Origin of the sequence: Leclercia tamurae (genome assembly GCF_025566055.1) — a bacterium.
Taxonomy (GTDB): Bacteria; Pseudomonadota; Gammaproteobacteria; order Enterobacterales; family Enterobacteriaceae; genus Enterobacter; species Enterobacter tamurae.
Genome location: NZ_JAMHKS010000074.1, coordinates 272871 through 294033 on the forward strand (window position 1 = coordinate 272871; position 21163 = coordinate 294033).

Here is a 21163-nt window from a genome sequence, read left to right on the forward strand (position 1 = left end):
ATAAAAATAATTAGGCGACCGGCTTACCGGCGCGAACAAAAATTGGTTTGGTCACGCGGACCGGCATTTCGCGGTTGCGGATCTGCACCACGGCAGTCTCGCCAATGCCCGCCGGCACACGCGCCAGCGCAATACTGTAGCCCAGCGTCGGAGAGAAGCTGCCGCTGGTGATAATGCCTTCGCAGTGGTTGCCATTGGCATCGGTGAAACGCACCGGCAGCTCGCCGCGCAGTACGCCTTTCTCGGTCATCACCAGGCCAACCAGCTGTTCGGTACCCTTCTCACGCTGCATTTCCAGCGCTTCACGTCCGATAAAGTCGCGATCCGCCGGTTCCCATGCAATGGTCCAGCCCATGTTGGCCGCCAGCGGAGAGACGCCTTCGTCCATCTCCTGACCATACAAATTCATGCCGGCTTCCAGACGCAGCGTATCGCGCGCGCCCAGACCGGCCGGCTTAACGCCCGCCTCAACCAGCGCACGCCAGAAATCGGCCGCTTTTTCGTTCGGCATCGCAATTTCATAGCCCGCTTCGCCGGTATACCCGGTGGTGGCAATAAACAGATCGCCCGCCTGCACGCCAAAGAACGGCTTCATGCCGTCAGTGGCCTGGCGCTGTTCATCAGTGAACAGGGATGCAGCTTTCGCCTGGGCGTTCGGACCCTGCACCGCGATCAGCGACAGGTCATCACGTACGGTGATGTCGATGGCGTAAGGTTCAGCGTGTTGGGTGATCCAGGCGAGGTCTTTTTCACGGGTGGCGGAGTTAACAACGAGGCGGAAGAAATCTTCGGTGAGGTAATAAACAATCAGGTCGTCAATCACGCCGCCGGAGGCATTCAGCATGCCGGAATAGAGCGCTTTGCCCGGCTTCGTGAGTTTCGCCACATCGTTCGCCAGCAGATAACGCAAAAACTCCCGGGTGCGGCTGCCGTGCAGATCGACAATGGTCATATGCGAGACGTCGAACATACCGGCATCGGTGCGCACCGCATGATGCTCATCAATCTGCGAACCATAATGCAGCGGCATCATCCAGCCATGGAAATCGACCATGCGTGCACCGCATAAGGTGTGTTGTTCGTACAAAGGCGTCTGTTGAGCCATCTTATCCTCGTTGAATGAGCTGGGCTGTCTTGCGTTTTATGCTGAAAAACTCACCATAAAACCCGGCATCGGCATCGCTCCCGGACGCCGACGCAAACGTTCTCTTTTCCCTGAAGTTACCACTGAAAACGGTGGTTAACCATAAGGGAAAATGGGTCATCACATTAGCTTATGGTCAAAAATGCCAGCAAAGCGTACAGAGTTATTCACTATAAAAATGCGAATCATTCCGCACAAAAGCAAAGTTATTAAGACAGGATTTAGCATGGGCTGATATTTAGTGCGGAAAAACGCGCTGAATTTCCGTAACATAAAAATAGCCAGATTAGATAATCTAATGCGAAAAAGTCGGTGAAATTAGATTATTTCAAACGAGGGAATTTTCCCGGCCCACAGGCCGGGAAAATAAAGTGTGATGGGGATCTAAATTAGCGTAGCCAGTCCGGGAGATCGTTAAGACCCATCGCCTGGCGCAGGAGTTGCGGTTTGACGCCCGGGAGGGTATCAGCCAGTTTCAGCCCAAGATCGCGCAGCAGTTTTTTGGCCGGGTTGGCACCGGCAAAGAGTTCGCGGAAGCCCTGCATGCCCGCCAGCATCATCGCAGCACTGTGCTTACGGCTGCGCTCGTAGCGGCGCAGGTAAAGATGCTGCCCGATATCTTTGCCGTCACGATGCAGGCGGCGCAGTTCATTTACCAGCTCGGCGGCATCCATAAAGCCCAGGTTCACGCCCTGCCCGGCCAGCGGATGAATGGTGTGTGCCGCGTCACCCACCAGCGCCAGACGATGCGCGGCGAACTGGCGCGCATAGCGACCGGTTAACGGGAACACCTGGCGCTCGCTTTCGACGGTGCAGAGCCCCAGCCGGTTATCAAAGGCCACGCACAGGGCCTGATTGAACTCGTCGGCGGACGCCTCCTGCATCTGCTGGGCCTTCTCGGGGGAGAGCGACCAGACGATCGAGCAGAGATGCGGATCGCTCAGCGGCAGGAAGGCGAGAATGCCATCATTATGGAAAATCTGCCGGGCTACGGCCTGGTGCGGCTCCGCAGTGCGGATGGTGGCGACCAGCGCATGATGGCGGTAGTCCCAGTATGTGAGTGGAATGTCGGCTTTGTTACGCAGCCAGGAGTTTGCGCCGTCGGCCCCTACCACCAGGCGCGCGGTCAGCATGTCGCCGCTTTGCAGGGTAATAAAGGCATCGTTTTCGCCCCAGGCCACCTGCTGCAGCTGCGCGGGAGCAATCAGCGTGACGTCGCTGCACTGCTGCGCTTTTTGCCATAACGCATGGTGAATCACCGCGTTTTCAATGATATGGCCAAGATGGCTGTAGCCCATGCTCTCATCATCAAAAGCGATATGCCCGAAGCTGTCTTTATCCCACACTTCCATGCCGTGATAGCAGCTGGCGCGTTGGGCGACGATCTCTGACCAGACGCCGATACGGGTCAGCAGCTTTTCACTGGCGGCGTTGATCGCTGAGACACGGAGCTCAGGCGGCGCATCGGAAGCGACAGGCTGAGGCTGTTTCTGCTCCAGTACCGCCACGCGCAGACCGCTGCCCTGCAGACCGCAGGCCAGCGCCAGTCCTACCATTCCGCCACCGACAATGGCAACATCAACATTCTGCACTTTGTTAACTCCTTAGCGAGCGACCCAACCGAGAGTCCTCTGCGCCAGCACATCGCGTGCCGGAATGAATAATTCCATCGCCATTAACCCCAGGTTACGCCCAGCCACCAGCGGAGCCCAGCGATTAGCAAACAGATGCACCAGCCCGTCGGTTACGCCGATGGTGGCCTCTTTATCTGCCTGACGTCGTTTCTGATACTGGCACAGCACCGGATACGCGCCGCAATCCTGCTGTCGGGCAAACGCCTGCGCCAGCGTTTCGGCAAGGGTCATCACGTCGCGCAGGCCGAGGTTAAAGCCCTGCCCGGCGATGGGATGTAACGTCTGGGCGGCATTGCCCACCAGCGCGACGCGATGGGAGACTGCCTGCGACGCGGTGGTTAATGCTAAAGGATAGACCGAACGCTTCCCGGCATGGGTGATACGCCCCAGCCGCCAGCCAAAGGCCTTTTGCAGTTCGGTGCAGAAGCGTTCGTCCGACCAGCTCTGTATTTCATCCGCGTTTTCCAGCGGATGGCACCAGACCAGTGAGCTACGTCCCTGCGACATCGGCAGCATGGCCAAAGGACCATGCTGGGTAAAACGTTCAAAGGCGCGGCCACGGTGTGGCTCGGCGGTGGCTACATTGGCGATCACCGCCAGCTGATGGTACGGCTGCTGCTGCCACTGGATCCCACACTGCTGGCCGAGCGCCGAACGGGAGCCGTCGGCCGCCACCAGCAGTTGTCCCTCGAGCGTACTGCCGTCATCCAGCGTGACGCTGACCGACGTTTCGCTGCGGGTAAAGTGTTCCACGCGTGCCGGGCAATGCAGCGTCACGCCAGGGGCATCCTGCAACAGGCGGAACAGGCGCAAACCTATGTCGTGCAGCTCCACCACCTGCCCCAGGGCATCAATACGATAATCCTGCGCCTCAAGGGTGACAAACCCGGCGTGGCCCCGATCGCTGACATGGACGGTTTCGATCGCGGTAGCGCAATCAGCAATCGCCTGCCAGATGCCGCTGCGGGCCAACTGCTGGCAGGTGCCCTGCGCCAGGGCGATGGCGCGGCCATCAAACCCCGGATGACCGGCCGACTGCGGCGCCACGGCCTCCACCAGATGCACCGGAAGCTTGCCCTGGGTCAGCGTTGAAATCGCCAGCGCCAGAGTGGCGCCCGTCATGCCCCCGCCAACAATGATGATGCTCATGGGCGGGCCGCCGCCATCAGGGCTTCAATCTCGTCGGCGTTTTTCACCACCGACGCCGTCAGGTTTTCGTTACCGGATTCAGTGATGACGATGTCATCTTCGATACGAATACCGATCCCGCGATACTCTGCGGGCACGTCGGCATCCGGGGCGATATAGAGCCCCGGTTCAACGGTCAGCACCATTCCTGGCTCCAGCACGCGGGAACGTTCCGGGCCATACACGCCCACATCATGCACATCCAGCCCCAGCCAGTGGCTCAGGCCATGCATAAAGAAGGGACGGTGAGCGTTATCAGCGATCAACTGATCGACGTCGCCGTTGAGGATCCCCAGCTCCACCAGCCCGCTAATCATAATGCGCACCACTTCACCGGTGACCTCCTGAATGGAGGTGCCGGGGCGGAACAGCATCAGTGCGGTGTCCAGCGACTGCAGCACGATGTCGTAGATGGCACGCTGGGCCGGGGTAAATTTGCCGTTGACCGGGAAGGTGCGGGTGATATCCCCGGCATAGCCTTTAAATTCGCATCCGGCGTCGATCAGCACCAGATCGCCATCCCGCAGTTCAGACTCGTTTTCGGTGTAATGCAGAATGCAGCCGTTTTCACCGCCGCCAACGATGGTGTTATAGGCCGGGTAGCGTGCACCGTGGCGGGTAAATTCATGGTGAATTTCGCCTTCCAGCTGATACTCGAACATCCCCGGACAACATTTTTGCATCGCCCGGGTATGGGCCAGCGCGCTGATCTCGCCCGCGCGACGCATGACCTCGAGCTCTTCTTCTGATTTAAACAGGCGCAGCTCGTGGACGGCGGGACGCCAGTCGGTGAGCGTTACCGGTGCTTTCAGATTTTGCCGGGAACCTTTGCGCAGCTTATCCAGCGCGGCAAAGACAATCTCATCGGCATAGGCGTATTCGCCCTGAGCGTGGTAGACCACCTCCAGGCCATTGAGCAGCTGGTAGAGCTGCTCGTTGATCTCGTTGAACGCCAGGGCGCGATCCACGCCCAGCGTTTCCGGCGCGGCCTGCTGGCCCAGACGGCGGCCAAACCAGATCTCAGCGGTGAGATCGCGAACGCGGTTAAACAGCACGCTGTGGTTATGGGTGTCGTGACTTTTGATCAGCACCAGCACCGACTCCGGCTCATTGAAGCCGGTGAAATACCAGAAATCGCTGCTCTGGCGGTACGGATATTCGCTGTCGTTGCTGCGCGTGGCTTCCGGTGCGGCAAAAATCAACGCGGCGCTGCCCGGCTGCATAGTGGCCAGCAGCGCCTGACGGCGGCGAAGGTACTCTTGCTGAGTCATGACACCCTCCTGGAATTGTTATTAGTGTAAGGTCGGTTTGCGCACTTCCGGTGCGGTCGGTTTTACGCGCGTAAAGGTATCGTGGCACAGCAGCGACGCCACGCGCACGTACTCGATGATCTCTTCCAGCGACATCTCCAGCTCTTCCTGGTCTTCGTCTTCATCGTAGCCCAGCTGAGCGATGTTACGCAGATCGTCGATCGCTTCTCCGGCCTCGCCCGTCACTTTTTCCAGCTTAGGCTGCGTCACACCCAAGCCTAACAGGTAGTGGTTGACCCAACCGGCCAGCGCATCGGCGCGATCGAACACGCTGACGTCGTCGCCATCAGGCAGATAAAGCTGAAAAAGGAAGCCGTCATCTTCCAGCGCATCGCTGGTTGCGCCATGCATGCTGCGCAACGCCTGGGCGAGATCATGCCCAAACGCCAGACCCTCGTTCGTCAGGTCGTGAACCAGCGGCAGCCATGAGCTGTCGTTGTTTCCACCACACAGCATCCCGCTGATCAGACCGTGCATTTCAGCCGGGGTTAAACCCACTCCCTGCTGGTTCAGTAATTGGCTGACATCGTTGTAACCAGGCATTTCGTTCTGCATAGACATGCTCATTCGTCATCAAAGGGAGGAATATTCATGATATGCTACCACTTTGGACCCTGGTGAACCAGAATAGGGCTTGTTTCTACACGCCAGGGTAGCTATAGTGTCGCCCCTTCGCAGCCCCCGGTAGCGGAAGTGAAGGCAGCGCAGTCAAACAGCAGGAAGGTGGCATGTCTGCACAACCCGTCGATATCCAAATTTTTGGCCGTTCGCTGCGAGTGAATTGTCCGCCTGAACAAAGGGATGCTTTGAATCAGGCTGCGGATGATTTGAATCAGCGGTTGCAAGATTTAAAAGAACGCACTAGAGTCACAAATACTGAGCAGCTGGTCTTCATCGCCGCGTTGAACATCAGTTATGAACTGGCTCAGGAAAAAGCGAAGACCCGCGATTACGCGGCGAGCATGGAACAACGCATTAAAATGCTCCAGCAGACCATTGAACAGGCATTGCTTGATCAGGGTCGAATTACAGACAGACCGGGGCAAAACTTTGAATAACACTTCGTGGTCTACTATGGTAGAGTGACCCTGAAGGAAAAATTTCTCTGAGATGTTCGCATGCGGGCCAGTCCCCTGAGCCGATATTTCATACCACAAGAATGTGGCGCTCCATGGTTGGTGAGCATGCTCGGTTCGTCCGAGAAGCCTTAAAACTATGACGACACATTCACCTTGAACCAAGGGTTCAAGGGTTACAGCCTGCGGCGGCATCTCGGAGATTCCCTCACCTTTCTACCCAGCGACTACCATGACGCAACTTCCTGAAGTTCCTGCCTCTCGTCAACAGATTCGTCAGTTCATCCGTCAGCAACGCCGAGCCTTAACATCCGAACAGCAAGCCCATTTCGCGCAGCAAGCCGCGGCCCGTATGATGGCTTATCCACCCGTTGTGATGGCGCATACTGTCGCCCTGTTTCTCTCCTTTGATGGCGAACTCGATACCCAACCGCTGATCGATGAGCTCTGGCGCACCGGGAAAAAGGTCTATCTGCCGGTACTTCACCCCTTCAGCCCGGGGAACTTGCTGTTTCTGCACTACCATCCTCACAGCGAGCTGGTGGTAAATCGTCTGAAAATCACCGAACCTAAGCTGGACGTGCGTGACGTGCTGCCGCTGGATCAGCTGGACGTACTGGTGACGCCGTTGGTGGCATTTGATGAGAGCGGTCAGCGTTTAGGTATGGGCGGAGGTTTTTACGATCGCACTCTGCAGAACTGGCAGCAGCACGGCTTACAGCCCGTGGGCTATGCCCATGATTGTCAGCGCGTGGAGGCGTTACCGGTAGAGAAATGGGATATTCCGCTGCCTGCGGTGGTGACGCCATCGAAGATTTGGCAGTGGTGAAAAAGCCGGGTGGCGGCTACGCCTTACCCGGCCTACAAAACCCGTAGTCCCGGCAAGCGAAGCGCCGCCGGGCATCAGATTAGTACAGCAGACGCGCGCGAATCGTGCCTGGAATAGCCTTCATCCCCTGCAGCGCTTTCTCTGCAACGTCTTCATCCGCTTCGATATCGATAACCACATAACCCATCTGGGCGTTAGTTTGCAGATACTGTGCGGCGATGTTCACGCCCTGCTCAGCGAAGATCTGGTTAATGGCCGTCAGCACGCCCGGACGGTTTTCGTGGATGTGCAGCAGACGACGTCCGCCGTGCAGCGGCAGAGAGACTTCCGGGAAGTTGACCGCCGACAGGGTTGAGCCGTTGTCAGAGTATTTGCTCAGCTTACCGGCCACTTCGAGTCCAATGTTTTCCTGCGCTTCCTGAGTAGAACCCCCGATGTGCGGAGTCAGGATCACGTTGTCGAACTCACACAGCGGCGAGGTGAACGGATCGCTGTTGGTCGCCGGCTCGGTCGGGAAGACATCGATGGCAGCACCCGCCAGATGTTTGCTTTTCAGGGCTTCGCACAGCGCCGGGATATCCACTACCGTACCGCGCGCGGCGTTGATCAGCAGCGAGCCCGGCTTCATCAGCGCCAGCTCTTCTGTACCCATCATGTTTTTGGTGGAGGCGTTTTCCGGCACGTGCAGGCTCACGACATCGCTCATGTTGAGCAGGTCGGAGAGATGCTGAACCTGAGTGGCATTCCCCAGCGGCAGCTTGTTTTCGATATCGTAGAAGAAGACGTGCATCCCCAGCGATTCCGCCAGAATGCCCAGCTGCGTGCCGATGTGGCCGTAACCGATAATCCCCAGCTTTTTACCACGCGCTTCAAAAGAGCCGGATGCCAGTTTATTCCAGATTCCGCGGTGAGCCTTGGCGTTGGCTTCAGGAATACCGCGCAGCAGCAGCAGGAGTTCACCGATCACCAGCTCCGCCACGGAACGGGTATTGGAGAATGGCGCGTTGAATACCGGGATACCGCGCTTCGCAGCAGCATTGAGATCGACCTGGTTGGTGCCGATACAGAAGCAGCCAATCGCGACCAGTTTTTCTGCAGCGGCAATGACGTCTTCAGTCAGGTGGGTACGGGATCGCAGGCCAATGAAGTGGGCATCACGGATCGACTCTTTCAGCTGTTCGGTATCCAGCGCGCCTTTGTGAAATTCGATGTTGGTGTAACCTGCCGCACGAAGGTTATCCAGTGCTTTCTGATGCACCCCTTCGACCAGCAGAAATTTAATCTTGTCTTTCTCCAGTGATACCTTTGCCATTTCCCCGACCCTGTCTGATTGTCTGAACTGTTGTTGTGCTGGATTGAAATCCGCTCCAGCCAACATATCAAAAAAAACTATTGCAGCAATATGAACGTTTGCGTCGGCACTCTGAAGAAATGTCATACAGCGCCAATTGGCAGTGAAATATGCTGTAGAGGAATACAAAAGCGGCAGGATCGTCAGGAGAGAATTAGAAATGTGACACAAGTCACCGAATATCGCTGTTGCAAAAAAAGTTAGCGGGGGGAGACTCCCCCCGTCAGATCATTTCACGATGGTTTTGACGCCATCGGCAGTACCGATCAGCGCGACGTCCGCGCCACGATTGGCGAATAACCCTACGGTTACCACGCCTGGCAGGCCGTTGATGGCATTCTCCAGCGCCACGGCGTCGAGGATCTCCAGACCGCGAACATCCAGAATCACGTTCCCGTTATCCGTCACCACGCCCTGACGGTATTCCGGGCGGCCACCGAGTTTCACCAGCTCGCGGGCAACCGCGCTGCGCGCCATCGGGATCACTTCAACCGGCAGCGGGAAGTTGCCGAGGATATCGACCTGCTTGGAGGCATCGGCGATACAGATAAACTTGTCCGCCACGGAGGCGATGATTTTCTCACGCGTCAGCGCCGCGCCACCGCCCTTGATCATCTGCATATGGCCGTTGATCTCATCCGCGCCGTCGACGTAGATCCCCAGACGGTCAACGTCGTTGAGATCGAAAACGGTGATCCCCAGACTTTTCAGCTTTTCCGTGGAGGCATCAGAGCTGGAAACCGCCCCCTCGATCTGGCCTTTCATGGTGCCCAGCGCATCAATAAAGTGTGCTGCCGTTGACCCTGTGCCCACGCCGACAATGGTTCCCGGCTGTACATACTGGAGAGCGGCCCATCCTACTGCTTTTTTCAGTTCATCCTGCGTCATGATCTCGTGCCCGTGGTGATTTTGCGTGACGCGCATTATAGAGCATTCGCCTGCGCCATGTGATCTGCGAGGTCACCAATTTCGTCTGTATCAAACATAAATTTATGTCATAGTGCGACGTATTGAATTTTGTGGGAGTCAGCCAGAGCAATGAAACGTCCGGACTACAGAACATTACAGGCGCTTGATGCCGTTATTCGTGAACGCGGATTCGAACGCGCAGCACAAAAGCTGTGCATTACCCAATCCGCTGTTTCACAACGAATCAAACAGCTTGAAAACATGTTCGGGCAACCGCTGCTGGTTCGTACCGTGCCGCCGCGTCCAACCGAACAGGGGCAAAAGCTGCTGGCGCTGCTGCGTCAGGTTGAGCTGCTGGAAGATGAGTGGCTGGGCGATGAACAGACCGGCTCCACGCCGCTGCTGCTCTCTCTGGCGGTCAACGCCGACAGTCTGGCAACCTGGCTTCTCCCTGCCCTCGCCCCGGTGCTGGCCGATTCGCCTATCCGTCTCAATTTGCAGGTTGAAGATGAAACCCGTACCCAGGAGCGTCTGCGCCGCGGTGAAGTAGTGGGTGCAGTCAGTATCCAGCCTCAGGCGCTGCCAAGCTGCCTGGTGGATCAGCTGGGGGCGCTGGATTATCTGTTCGTTGGCTCAAAAGCCTTTGCCGAGCGTTACTTCCCGAATGGCGTCACCCGCGCGGCGCTGCTGAAAGCGCCTGCCGTGGCCTTTGACCATCTTGATGACATGCATCAGGCGTTTTTACAGCAGAACTTCGACCTGCCGCCGGGCAGCGTACCTTGCCATATCGTGAACTCCTCCGAAGCCTTCGTGCAGCTGGCACGTCAGGGCACCACCTGCTGCATGATCCCGCATCTGCAGATCGAGAAAGAACTGAACAGTGGCGAGCTGATCGACCTGACGCCAGGCTTACATCAGCGCCGTATGCTTTACTGGCACCGCTTTGCGCCGGAAAGCCGGATGATGCGCAACGTCACCGACGCGCTGCTGGCCCATGGACGCAAAGTCCTGCGCCAGGATTAATAAAAAGGCCGGGTCGCATTAACGCTAACCCGGCCTTTTTTCTGTGCTGAATACCAGACTTACGGTGCTTTAGTTGCTGTATCCTGCTGCTGATTCTGTTGAACCGGCTGAGTCTGCTGAACCTGCTGGTTCTGCTGCTGGCCCTGCGCTGGCTCCAGCTGGAACACCACGTCAACCTGATCATCAAACTGGATGGTTGGCTGTTCGTAGGTATCCTGCGCGGAGACCGGCGCCGCTTCCGCTTTCATCATGCGCACCATCGGGCTCGGCTGATAGTTAGAGACGTGGTAACGGACGCTGTAAACCGGGCCCAGCTTGCTGTTAAAGCCAGAAGCCAGCTGCTGCGCCTGACGCACGGCATCATCAATCGCCGCTTTACGCGCTTCGTCTTTATACTTCTCAGGTTGCGCAACGCCCAGGGAGACAGAACGGATTTCGTTCAGACCCGCTTTCAGCGCGCCATCCAGCAGGGAGTTGAGCTTATCAAGCTGACGCACCGTAACTTCCACGGTACGTACCGCGCGGTAACCTTTCAGGATGCTTTTGCCATCCTTATAGTCATAATCCGGTTGAGTGCGCAGGTTGGCAGAGTTGATATCTTTTTTAGCGACACCGTTCTGCTCCAGGAAAGAGAGATATTGCGCAACGCGATCGTCTGCCTGTTTCTTGGCGGTAGCGGCATCTTTAGCCGCCACGTTCACTTCGATGGCTAAGGTGGCGATATCCGGAGCCGCATCAACGCTTGCGGTGCCGGAGGTCACAATGTGCGGGCTATCAGGCAGTTCACTGGCCTGAACGGATGCTGCGCCAAAACCCATTAATGCCGCAAGGGCGATTACATTCAACTTCACTTTTATTCCTCCATGTTGCGAAGAGTGCCCATGTAGCAGGGCGCATGCCAGCAAGCTTAGCGGCTGCTGGTCGAATGTCCATAAGACAACGCTTAGTCGAATAGTTCCCTGATGTGATGAATCCCCTCTTTCGCCAGCTGGAAAGCGATAACCCACATCACCACACCGACCAGGCCGTTGATAATGCGCTGGGCTTTGGCGGTGCGCAGGCGGGGAGCCAGCCAGGCGGCAAGCAGCGCCAGCCCAAAGAACCACAGGAAAGAGGCGCTGACGGTACCCAGTGCAAACCAGCGTCTCGGCTCTGCATCGAGCTGCCCGCCCAGGCTGCCCAGCACCACAAAAGTATCCAGATAAACATGCGGGTTGAGCCAGGTGACCGCCAGCATGGTGACGATAATTTTCCAGCGCCCCTGCTTCATCACTTCGGCGCTGGTCAGCTCAATATTGCTGCCCATCGCCGTTTTCAGGGCGCCAAAGCCATACCACAGCAAAAACGCGACGCCGCCCCAGGTCACCAGCGCCAGCAGCCAGGGGGACTGCATCAGCAGCGCGCTACCGCCAAAAATTCCGGCGCAGATCAGGAGCATATCGCTCACCGCGCAGAGCAACGCAATCATCAGATGATACTGACGACGAATGCCCTGATTCATGACGAACGCATTTTGCGGGCCGAGAGGCAAGATCATCGCCGCGCCAATCATAAACCCTTGAATGTAAAAAGATAACATGGAAATTAATCTCAGAAAGATGTCTTGAGGGCAGACTATACTGCGGGAGGATAATAAGAGGAAATGGATAATATTAATTGGCAATAAGCAGAACTAATTAAACCCGACACGCATTGCGCATGCCGGGTTACCGGGAAAACGTTATTCCGCCGGCTCTTTCACACGCTTGAAGTTCACGTCCATCTGCGGATACGGGAAGCTGATACCGTTGGCATCAAAGTCGCGTTTCACGCGTTCCAGCACATCCCAGTAAACACTCTGCAGATCACCGCTGTGGCTCCAGATGCGCACCACAAAGTTGATCGATGAAGCACCCAGCTCGTTCAGGCGAACGGTCATCTCACGATCTTTGAGAATTCGGTCATCCGATTCGATGATGTTGGTGAGCAGTTGCTTCACCTTGTCGATATCCGAATCGTACGCCACGCCAATGATGAACTCATTACGACGGACCGGTTCACGAGAGAAGTTAATGATGTTGTTGGCGATGATTTTCCCGTTCGGGATCACGACCATGCGGCCATCCGCGCTGCGCAGGGTGGTAGAGAAGATCTGCACCTGCAGCACGGTACCGGCCACGCCGCCGAGATCAACATATTCACCAGAGCGGAACGGACGGAAGGTCACCAGCAGTACCCCGGCCGCCAGGTTCGACAGCGAGCCCTGCAAGGCCAGACCAATTGCCAGACCGGCGGCACCCAGCACGGCGATCACCGACGCCGTTTGCACCCCGACACGACCCAGAGCCGCAATCAGCGTAAACGCGATAACGCCATAGCGCACCAGTGCGGAGAGGAAATCTGCCACCGTGGCATCAATATGACGCGCCCGCATCACGCGGTTGACGGCGTTAGAGATGATGCGCGCCACGATCATACCGATGATGATAATGGCGATGGCCGCCACAATATTTACGGCGTAACTCAACAGCAACGCCTGGTTGCGCACCAGCCAGGAGCCCGCGTTATTGATGCTATCTACAACACCGAGATCTTCCATTCAAAATTCCTTATCTAAGCCAGACCATAAAAATGCATCCCCCATCGAGGCAGGCAAGTTAGTAAAGGGTAAACAAAAGCAGGGGTTTTGCCAAACAGATCACATAAATAGTGGTTGTAGCCAGTTGAAAAAGCATAAAAAAAGCCCGCGATTAACGCGGGCTTTCTGAGGCTATCAGCAGTACAAATTACAGAACGTCAACCGCGTTCAGCTCTTTGAATGCTTGCTCCAGACGCGTCACCATAGAGGCCTGGGCTGAACGCAGCCATACGCGTGGATCGTAGTATTTCTTGTTCGGCTGGTCTTCGCCTTTCGGGTTGCCCAGCTGGCCCTGCAGGTAAGCTTCGTTGGTTTTGTAGTACTGCAGGATACCGTCCCAGGTTGCCCATTGGGTGTCGGTATCGATGTTCATTTTGATAACACCGTAGCTTACAGAGTCTTTGATTTCCTGAGCAGAAGAACCGGAACCGCCGTGGAAGACGAAGTTCAGGCTGTTGTGCGGCAGGTTGTGTTTCTTGGAAACGTATTCCTGAGAATCACGCAGAATGGTCGGGGTCAGAACCACGTTGCCTGGCTTGTACACGCCGTGTACGTTGCCGAAGGAGGCAGCGATGGTGAAGCGCGGGCTGATTTTGCTCAGCTCGGTGTAAGCGTAATCAACGTCTTCTGGCTGAGTGTACAGGGCAGAAGCGTCCATGTGGCTGTTGTCCACACCGTCTTCTTCGCCACCGGTGCAACCCAGTTCGATTTCCAGAGTCATGTCCATTTTGGCCATGCGCGCCAGGTATTTGGAGCAGATCTCGATGTTCTCTTCCAGAGACTCTTCAGACAGGTCGATCATGTGAGAAGAGAACAGTGGCTTACCGGTTGCTGCGAAGTGTTTTTCGCCCGCGTCCAGCAGACCGTCGATCCACGGCAACAGTTTCTTAGCGCAGTGGTCAGTGTGCAGGATAACCGGAACACCGTAGTGCTCAGCCATCTGGTGTACGTGATGTGCGCCAGAGATTGCACCCAGGATTGCCGCGCCCTGAGGAACGTCAGTTTTCACGCCTTTACCTGCGATAAACGCAGCACCGCCGTTAGAGAACTGAACGATTACCGGAGCTTTAACTTTTGCTGCGGCTTCCAGTACGGCGTTGATTGAGTCGGTACCGACGCAGTTAACAGCTGGCAGAGCAAAGTTGTTTTCTTTTGCTACCTGGAACACCTTCTGAACGTCATCACCAGTGATCACGCCAGGTTTTACGAAATCAAAAATTTTAGACATGTTGCGAGTCCTGTATCTTCGGCCTTGGAAAGGGGCGAGCTCTTAAAAGCACGCTGAAAATTGGGCAGGTTTCCCTGCCCTAAAATGGCTTACTTCTTAGCGCGCTCTTCGAGCATGGCTACTGCTGGCAGAACTTTGCCTTCCACGAATTCGAGGAATGCGCCGCCGCCAGTGGAGATGTAGGAGATCTTGTCGGAAATACCGAACAGATCGATTGCTGCCAGAGTATCACCGCCGCCAGCAATGGAGAATGCGTCGCTGTCTGCAATCGCGTTAGCCACGATTTCAGTACCTTTACGGAAGTTCGGGAATTCGAACACGCCAACCGGGCCGTTCCACAGAATGGTTTTCGCATTCTTCAGGATCTCAGCCAGTTTTTCTGCAGAGGCATCGCCCAGGTCCAGAATCTGCTCTTCATTTTTGATGTCAGAGACAGACTTCAGCTCAGCGGTAGCGGTTTCTGAGAACTCAGTCGCCACGCGAACGTCAGTCGGAACCGGGATGTCACAGGTGGTCAGCAGGCGTTTTGCTTCGTCAACCAGGTCTGCTTCGTACAGGGATTTACCCACGTTGTGGCCCTGAGCGGCAACGAAGGTGTTGGCGATGCCGCCACCGACGATCAGCTGGTCAGCGATTTTGGACAGAGAGTCCAGAACGGTCAGTTTGGTAGAGACTTTAGAACCGCCAACGATAGCAACCATTGGACGCGCTGGTTCTTTCAGAGCTTTGCCCAGTGCTTCCAGTTCGTCTGCCAGCAGTGGACCTGCACAGGCGACGTCAGCGAATTTACCGATACCGTGAGTAGAAGCCTGCGCACGGTGAGCAGTACCGAAAGCATCCATTACGAACACGTCGCACAGGGCAGCGTATTTTTTGGACAGGGTTTCGTCGTCTTTCTTCTCGCCTTTGTTAAAGCGAACGTTTTCAAGAACAACCAGTTCACCTTCAGCAACTTCAACGCCGTCCAGGTAGTCTTTAACCAGACGTACCGGGCTGGACAGTTTGTCTTTCAGGTAATTAACAACCGGCAGCAGAGAGAATTCTTCGTTGTACTCGCCTTCGGTCGGACGACCCAGGTGGGAGGTGACCATCACTTTTGCACCCTGCTTCAGTGCCAGTTCGATGGTTGGCAGAGAGGCACGGATACGTGCGTCGCTGGTGACTTTCCCATCTTTAACCGGTACGTTCAGATCCGCACGGATGAAAACGCGTTTACCTGCCAGATCCAGATCGGTCATCTTAATTACAGACATGGTGAATCCTCTCGTTGATTCTTAAAGTTTTGCAGACGCAACAGGCGCCTTACCTGAAACCTTGTGCGGCCATGGCTAACGTGGTGTCGAGCATCCTGTTAGCAAAGCCCCATTCATTATCACACCAGACCAGCGTTTTGATCAGATGCGCCCCACTCACGCGCGTTTGGGTGCCATCAACAATGGCGCTGTGCGGATCGTGGTTAAAATCTACTGAGACCAACGGTAATTCCGTATAGTCAACTATACCATGAAATGCTTGCTGTGCCGCTTTTTGCAGCAACAGGTTGACCTCACAGGCTTTTACCGGTTTTTTCACGGTCACGCTGAGGTCGATCGCCGTCACGTTGATGGTAGGAACACGCACGGCGATAGCTTCAAAACGGTCTTCAAACTGGGGGAAAATTCGGGTAATCCCGGCCGCCAGTTTGGTATCCACCGGGATAATCGACTGACTCGCCGCGCGAGTGCGTCGCAGGTCCGGGTGGTATGCGTCAATGACCTGCTGATCGTGCATGGCGGAGTGAATCGTGGTCACGGTGCCCGATTCAATGCCATAGGCATCGTCCAGCAGTTTGATGACCGGAATAATACAGTTGGTGGTGCAGGAGGCATTGGAGACGATGCGGTGTTCCGCTTGCAGCTCATGATGGTTAACGCCATAAACCACCGTGGCATCGAGATCGTTACTGCCAGGATGTGAGAAGAGCACTTTCTTCGCGCCAGCCGCCAGATGGGCTTCGCCGTGTTCGCGATTGCCGTAGACACCGGTACAGTCGAGCACCACATCCACGCCCAGCTCACGCCAGGGTAAGGCGTCGATCGTCTGCTCGTGCAGCACACGAATCACGTCATCACCGACGAACAGCTGCTCTCTCTCCTGACGAACGTCCCAGGCGAAGCGCCCATGGCTGGTGTCATATTTCAATAAATGCGCCATGCCTGCGGCATCGGCCAGTTCATTGATGGCCACCACGGTCATTTCCGCCCGGCGCCCGGATTCATATAAAGCACGAACCACGTTACGTCCGATGCGACCGAAACCATTAATCGCTACGCGTACGGTCATAAGTCTCCTGCAAAGCTTTCCCTGATTCGAGGTGGCTGACAGAGTAATCCAGCAACGCTCTGAGGGGAATCCTCGCCTGTCACAAACTCCAACTGATTGGTCATTTGTCGAACGTTTAATCGACTGAAACGCTTCAGCAAGAATAAGCGAAACGTGGAATAAAGGGAATGAGCGCCCGGACCAATAAGCCAGCTATATGACTTGCGTCACATTTTTAATGGAATAATTCACAGCGTAGTTACATGCAGGAGGAATAGTAGATACAAAAAAGCCGGGTGGCGCGCTAGCGCTTACCCGGCCTACTTTCGGGCCATTTGTAGGCCCGGTAAGCGTAGCGCCACCGGGCAAAACAGCAATTACAGCAGTTCTTTCGCTTTCGCGACCACGTTCTCAACGGTGAAGCCAAACTCTTCGAACAGCTGCTCAGCCGGAGCAGACTCACCGAAGGTGGTCATGCCGACGATTGCGCCGTTCAGGCCCACGTATTTGAACCAGTAGTCAGCGATACCCGCTTCCACAGCCACACGAGCGGAGACCGCTTTCGGCAGCACGGATTCACGGTACGCCGCGTCCTGCTTGTCAAAGGCATCGGTAGACGGCATGGAAACCACGCGCGCTTTCACGCCTTCGCCTGCCAGCTGATCCCAGGCCGCCACCGCCAGTTCAACTTCAGAACCGGTCGCGATGAAGATCACCTGTGGTTGACCGTCGCAATCTTTCAGTACGTAACCGCCGCGAGCGATGTTCGCCAGCTGCGCTTCGGTACGATCCTGCTGAGCCAGGTTCTGACGGGAGAGGATCAGTGCGGTCGGGCCGTCCTGACGCTCAACGCCATATTTCCACGCTACCGCGGATTCAACCTGGTCACATGGACGCCATGTGGACATGTTCGGGGTCACACGCAGAGAAGCAACCTGCTCAACCGGCTGGTGAGTCGGGCCATCTTCGCCCAGACCGATGGAGTCGTGGGTGTAAACCATCACCTGACGCTGTTTCATCAGCGCAGCCATACGCACCGCGTTACGGGCATATTCCACGAACATCAGGAAGGTGGAGGTGTACGGCAGGAAACCACCGTGCAGGGAGATACCGTTGGCAATCGCAGTCATACCGAATTCACGTACACCGTAATGGATGTAGTTACCGGCAGCATCTTCGTTGATCGCTTTAGAACCAGACCAGATGGTCAGGTTAGAAGGTGCCAGGTCAGCGGAGCCGCCGAGGAACTCCGGCAGCCACGGGCCGAAGGCTTCGATGGCATTCTGGGACGCTTTACGGCTGGCGATTTTGGACGGGTTAGCCTGCAGCTTAGCAATGAATTCGTTCGCTTTGGCGTCGAAGTCTGCCGGCATCTCACCTTTCATACGACGGGTGTATTCAGCCGCTTCCTGAGGGAAAGCTTTAGCGTAGGCCGCGAACTTCTCGTTCCATGCAGCTTCTTTCGCCTGACCGGCTTCTTTGGCATCCCACTGGGCGTAGATCTCAGATGGGATCTCAAACGCGGCGTGTTTCCAGCCCAGCTGTTCGCGGGTCAGGGCGATCTCTGCGTCACCCAGCGGTGCACCGTGAGAGTCGTGGGTGCCAGCTTTGTTCGGGGAACCGAAACCGATGATGGTTTTGCACATCAGCAGGGATGGCTTGTCGGTTACAGCGCGTGCTTCTTCTACTGCACGTTTAATCGCTTCAGCATCGTGACCGTCAACGCCACGCACCACGTGCCAGCCGTAGGCTTCGAAACGTGCTGCGGTATCGTCGGTGAACCAGCCTTCAACGTGGCCATCGATGGAGATGCCGTTGTCGTCATAGAACGCAACCAGTTTGCCCAGTTTCAGGGTACCGGCCAGGGAGCATACCTCGTGAGAGATACCTTCCATCATGCAGCCATCGCCGAGGAACGCATAGGTGAAGTGGTCAACAATGTCATGACCAGGACGGTTGAACTGCGCCGCCAGCGTCTTCTCAGCAATCGCCATACCCACGGCGTTAGCAATACCCTGACCCAGCGGGCCGGTGGTGGTTTCTACGCCTGCGGTGTAACCCACTTCCGGGTGACCTGGAGTTTTGGAGTGCAGCTGACGGAAGTTTTTCAGCTCTTCGATTGGCAGTGCATAGCCGGTGAGGTGCAGCAGGCTGTAGATCAGCATGGAGCCATGGCCGTTAGACAGCACGAAACGGTCGCGGTCAGCCCATGCCGGGTTGTTCGGGTTGTGGTTCAGGAAATCACGCCACAGGACTTCGGCAATGTCAGCCATGCCCATTGGGGCGCCCGGGTGACCGGATTTAGCTTTTTGTACAGCATCCATGCTCAGCGCACGAATAGCATTGGCAAGCTCTTTACGTGAGGACATTTTGACTCCAGATCGGATGTTGAAGGCCATGCCCGTTTCGGCTTGACGACAGCGCGTTTTGGGCTACGCCAGAAAAAAGTGCCAACAATGTAACCCAAGCGACAAAGCATGTACATGGACCATTCTTTTGCCTGTTAAGAAATCTCTGGAACAGGCTCGCACGTTGCGCAATCTTCTCGCCCGCCTTCGTTTATATTCTTTATACTCAGGGTACTCCGGCCTCGCTGCCGTGATGTAATTTCAGAATTTATCGTGTTTAACGAGTGCGGAAGCAACCTAATGAAAATGCGTGCAATAGTGCTGGCTCTGGGAACGACGCTCCTGCTGAGCGGGTGTCAGAATATGGACTCTGGCGGTCTGATGAGCTCCGGGGCAGAGGCGTTTCAGGCCTACTCCCTGAGCGATGCTCAGGTTAAAACGTTAAGCGACGAGGCCTGTAAGGAGATGGACGGTAAAGCCACCATCGCCCCTGCAGGCAGCACTTACGCTCAGCGTCTGGATAAGATTGCTTCTGCGCTTGGCGACAACATCAATGGCCAGCCGGTGAACTACAAGGTGTATATGGCTAAAGATGTCAACGCCTTCGCGATGGCCAACGGCTGCATCCGCGTCTACAGCGGGCTGATGGACATGATGACCGATAACGAAGTCGAAGCGGTGATTGGGCATGAAATGGGTCACGTTGCGCTCGGCCACGTGAAGAAAGGGATGCAGGTGGCGCTTGGTACCAACGCCGTGCGCGTGGCGGCAGCGTCTGCCGGGGGCATTGTCGGGAGCCTGTCCCAGTCGCAGCTTGGCGATCTCGGTGAAAAACTGGTTAATTCCCAGTTCTCCCAGCGTCAGGAATCCGAGGCCGATGACTACTCTTACGATCTGTTGCGCAAACGCGGCATCAACCCGTTGGGCTTAGCCACCAGCTTCGAAAAACTGGCTCAACAGGAAGCGGGCCGTCAAAGCTCAATGTTTGACGACCACCCTGCTTCTGCGGCACGTGCGCAGCATATTCGCGATCGCATGGCCACCGACGGCATTAAATAACCTCGAAAAACAGGCCGGGCAACCTGTCCCGGCCTCTCTTTATTACTCGCCTTTTTTCGCCGCCTGGATGTAGAGCATTTCCAGTGCCAGGGTCGCCGCGGCCAGCGCAGTGATCTCGGACTGGTCGTAAGCAGGCGCGACTTCCACCACGTCCATACCTACGATGTTCAGATCCTTCAGGCCACGTACCAGCTTAATGGCGCGATCGGAGGTCAGGCCGCCGATCACCGGGGTGCCGGTGCCAGGCGCAAAGGCCGGATCCAGACAGTCGATGTCGAAGGTCAGGTATACCGGCATATCGCCAACAATCTGCTTCACCTGAGCGATGATGTCATCCACGCCGCGATCGTTAACCTGACCCGCGTCCAGCACGGTGAAGCCGTTGTCTTTATCGAACTCGGTACGAATCCCGATCTGCACGGAGTGGTTTGGATCGATTAGGCCTTCTTTCGGCGCGGTGAAGAACATGGTGCCGTGGTCAAATTCGCAGCCGTTCGCGTAGGTGTCGGTATGGGCATCAAAATGCACCAGCGCCATCTTACCGAAATGCTTGGCGTGAGCGCGTAGCAGCGGCAGGGTCACGAAATGGTCACCCCCGAAGGAGAGCATACGCTTGCCGGCAGCCAGCAGCTTCTCAGCGTGGGCCTGCAGTTTTTCGCTCATTTCACGCGCATCACCGAAGGCATAGACCAGGTCGCCGCAGTCAACCACGTTCAGGCGCTCGCGCATGTCGAAGTTCCACGGAAAACGGTTGTGCTCCCAGGCCAGGTTAGTGGAGACCTGACGGATCGCTGCCGGGCCATGACGGCCACCGGCACGACCGGATGTCGCCATATCAAACGGCACCCCGGTGATCACCCAGTCCGCATCGCTGTCGTACGGCTGGAAATTCATCGGAAGGCGTAAAAAACCAAAAGCGTTAGATACCAGGGAGTTATCGTACTGATGGCCTAAAGTGCTCATGTCCTGACCTCTTTATAACGTCGGTGCATTAAAAATAGATGAAAAAAAATCCCCTCCGCGTCGTTAAACCCGACGAGGAAGGGATTGATTTGAATAGTGCCTGTTGCGGCGGATTATCGCCGCTATTTCATACGGGTTCAAGTGAGTATAGGGCATTGTGCGGGCTTCACCCCTAACCCTCTC

General features: G+C 56.1%; 19 protein-coding genes and 1 other RNA gene. 5 read left to right on the forward strand and 15 right to left on the reverse strand.

Annotation, left to right across the window (positions count from 1 at the left end; translation table 11 throughout):
• Nucleotides 1-10 precede the first annotated feature (10 nt).
• From gcvT to M8318_RS14385, 5 genes are all read right to left on the reverse strand, one after another.
• Nucleotides 11-1105, reverse strand: a complete 1095-nt coding sequence (gcvT, locus tag M8318_RS14365; RefSeq protein WP_225758111.1) for a glycine cleavage system aminomethyltransferase GcvT — start codon at nucleotides 1103-1105, stop codon at nucleotides 11-13.
• 428 nt (nucleotides 1106-1533) lie between these two features.
• Entirely contained in the window at nucleotides 1534-2736 is a 1203-nt protein-coding gene (ubiI, locus tag M8318_RS14370; protein WP_262663305.1) for an FAD-dependent 2-octaprenylphenol hydroxylase, read from the reverse strand.
• A gap of 12 nt (nucleotides 2737-2748) precedes the next feature.
• On the reverse strand, nucleotides 2749-3927 hold the full coding sequence (gene ubiH, locus M8318_RS14375; RefSeq protein ID WP_262663306.1) for a 2-octaprenyl-6-methoxyphenyl hydroxylase: 1179 nt from the start codon (nucleotides 3925-3927) through the stop codon (nucleotides 2749-2751).
• Entirely contained in the window at nucleotides 3924-5237 is a 1314-nt protein-coding gene (gene pepP, locus M8318_RS14380) for a Xaa-Pro aminopeptidase (RefSeq protein WP_262663307.1), read from the reverse strand. The genes ubiH and pepP overlap by 4 nt, the downstream gene beginning before the upstream one ends.
• 21 nt (nucleotides 5238-5258) lie before the next feature.
• Nucleotides 5259-5837 (reverse strand): YecA/YgfB family protein, encoded by a 579-nt coding sequence (locus M8318_RS14385; protein ID WP_146145529.1) that lies wholly within the window; start codon nucleotides 5835-5837, stop codon nucleotides 5259-5261.
• Nucleotides 5838-6004: 167 nt separating this feature from the next.
• Between M8318_RS14385 and zapA the strand changes: the two genes are divergently transcribed.
• From zapA to M8318_RS14400, 3 genes are all read left to right on the forward strand, one after another.
• Nucleotides 6005-6334, forward strand: a complete 330-nt coding sequence (zapA, locus tag M8318_RS14390; protein ID WP_032613890.1) for a cell division protein ZapA — start codon at nucleotides 6005-6007, stop codon at nucleotides 6332-6334.
• Nucleotides 6335-6375: 41 nt separating this feature from the next.
• Nucleotides 6376-6559: non-coding RNA, 6S RNA (gene ssrS, locus M8318_RS14395), on the forward strand.
• 25 nt (nucleotides 6560-6584) lie between these two features.
• Entirely contained in the window at nucleotides 6585-7181 is a 597-nt protein-coding gene (locus M8318_RS14400) for a 5-formyltetrahydrofolate cyclo-ligase (protein WP_262663308.1), read from the forward strand.
• Between the two features lie 79 nt (nucleotides 7182-7260).
• On the opposite strand, the gene serA is transcribed toward M8318_RS14400, so the two are convergent.
• Nucleotides 7261-8493 (reverse strand): phosphoglycerate dehydrogenase, encoded by a 1233-nt coding sequence (gene serA / locus M8318_RS14405; RefSeq protein WP_262663309.1) that lies wholly within the window; start codon nucleotides 8491-8493, stop codon nucleotides 7261-7263.
• Nucleotides 8494-8760: 267 nt separating this feature from the next.
• Entirely contained in the window at nucleotides 8761-9420 is a 660-nt protein-coding gene (gene rpiA / locus M8318_RS14410) for a ribose-5-phosphate isomerase RpiA (RefSeq protein ID WP_262663336.1), read from the reverse strand.
• A 150-nt stretch (nucleotides 9421-9570) separates the two neighbouring features.
• Here rpiA and argP point away from each other — a divergent pair, with 150 nt between their 5' ends.
• Nucleotides 9571-10464: a DNA-binding transcriptional regulator ArgP gene (gene argP / locus M8318_RS14415; protein ID WP_262663310.1), complete on the forward strand. Its 894-nt coding sequence runs from the start codon at nucleotides 9571-9573 to the stop codon at nucleotides 10462-10464.
• A gap of 59 nt (nucleotides 10465-10523) precedes the next feature.
• On the opposite strand, the gene M8318_RS14420 is transcribed toward argP, so the two are convergent.
• The 7 genes from M8318_RS14420 to tkt form a co-directional block, all read right to left on the reverse strand.
• Nucleotides 10524-11315, reverse strand: a complete 792-nt coding sequence (locus tag M8318_RS14420) for an oxidative stress defense protein (RefSeq protein ID WP_225758106.1) — start codon at nucleotides 11313-11315, stop codon at nucleotides 10524-10526.
• 92 nt (nucleotides 11316-11407) lie between these two features.
• The gene (argO, locus tag M8318_RS14425; RefSeq protein ID WP_262663311.1) at nucleotides 11408-12043 is read right to left on the reverse strand and encodes an arginine exporter ArgO; all 636 of its coding nucleotides are present in this window, start codon (nucleotides 12041-12043) and stop codon (nucleotides 11408-11410) included.
• Between the two features lie 141 nt (nucleotides 12044-12184).
• Nucleotides 12185-13042 (reverse strand): small-conductance mechanosensitive channel MscS, encoded by an 858-nt coding sequence (locus tag M8318_RS14430; protein ID WP_106994365.1) that lies wholly within the window; start codon nucleotides 13040-13042, stop codon nucleotides 12185-12187.
• Nucleotides 13043-13229: 187 nt separating this feature from the next.
• Complete coding sequence (gene fbaA / locus M8318_RS14435) at nucleotides 13230-14309, reverse strand: class II fructose-bisphosphate aldolase (protein WP_166183909.1); 1080 nt, start codon at nucleotides 14307-14309, stop codon at nucleotides 13230-13232.
• Between the two features lie 89 nt (nucleotides 14310-14398).
• Entirely contained in the window at nucleotides 14399-15562 is a 1164-nt protein-coding gene (pgk, locus tag M8318_RS14440) for a phosphoglycerate kinase (RefSeq protein ID WP_106994363.1), read from the reverse strand.
• A gap of 49 nt (nucleotides 15563-15611) precedes the next feature.
• Nucleotides 15612-16631, reverse strand: a complete 1020-nt coding sequence (gene epd / locus M8318_RS14445; protein ID WP_106994362.1) for an erythrose-4-phosphate dehydrogenase — start codon at nucleotides 16629-16631, stop codon at nucleotides 15612-15614.
• A 356-nt stretch (nucleotides 16632-16987) separates the two neighbouring features.
• A complete protein-coding gene (gene tkt / locus M8318_RS14450) occupies nucleotides 16988-18979 on the reverse strand; it encodes a transketolase (protein WP_262663312.1) in 1992 nt (663 codons plus the stop codon).
• Between the two features lie 279 nt (nucleotides 18980-19258).
• Between tkt and loiP the strand changes: the two genes are divergently transcribed.
• Nucleotides 19259-20017 (forward strand): metalloprotease LoiP, encoded by a 759-nt coding sequence (gene loiP / locus M8318_RS14455; protein ID WP_262663313.1) that lies wholly within the window; start codon nucleotides 19259-19261, stop codon nucleotides 20015-20017.
• A gap of 42 nt (nucleotides 20018-20059) precedes the next feature.
• On the opposite strand, the gene speB is transcribed toward loiP, so the two are convergent.
• Nucleotides 20060-20980, reverse strand: coding sequence for an agmatinase (gene speB, locus M8318_RS14460; RefSeq protein ID WP_059307233.1), 921 nt, complete (start codon nucleotides 20978-20980; stop codon nucleotides 20060-20062).
• Nucleotides 20981-21163: the final 183 nt, after the last annotated feature.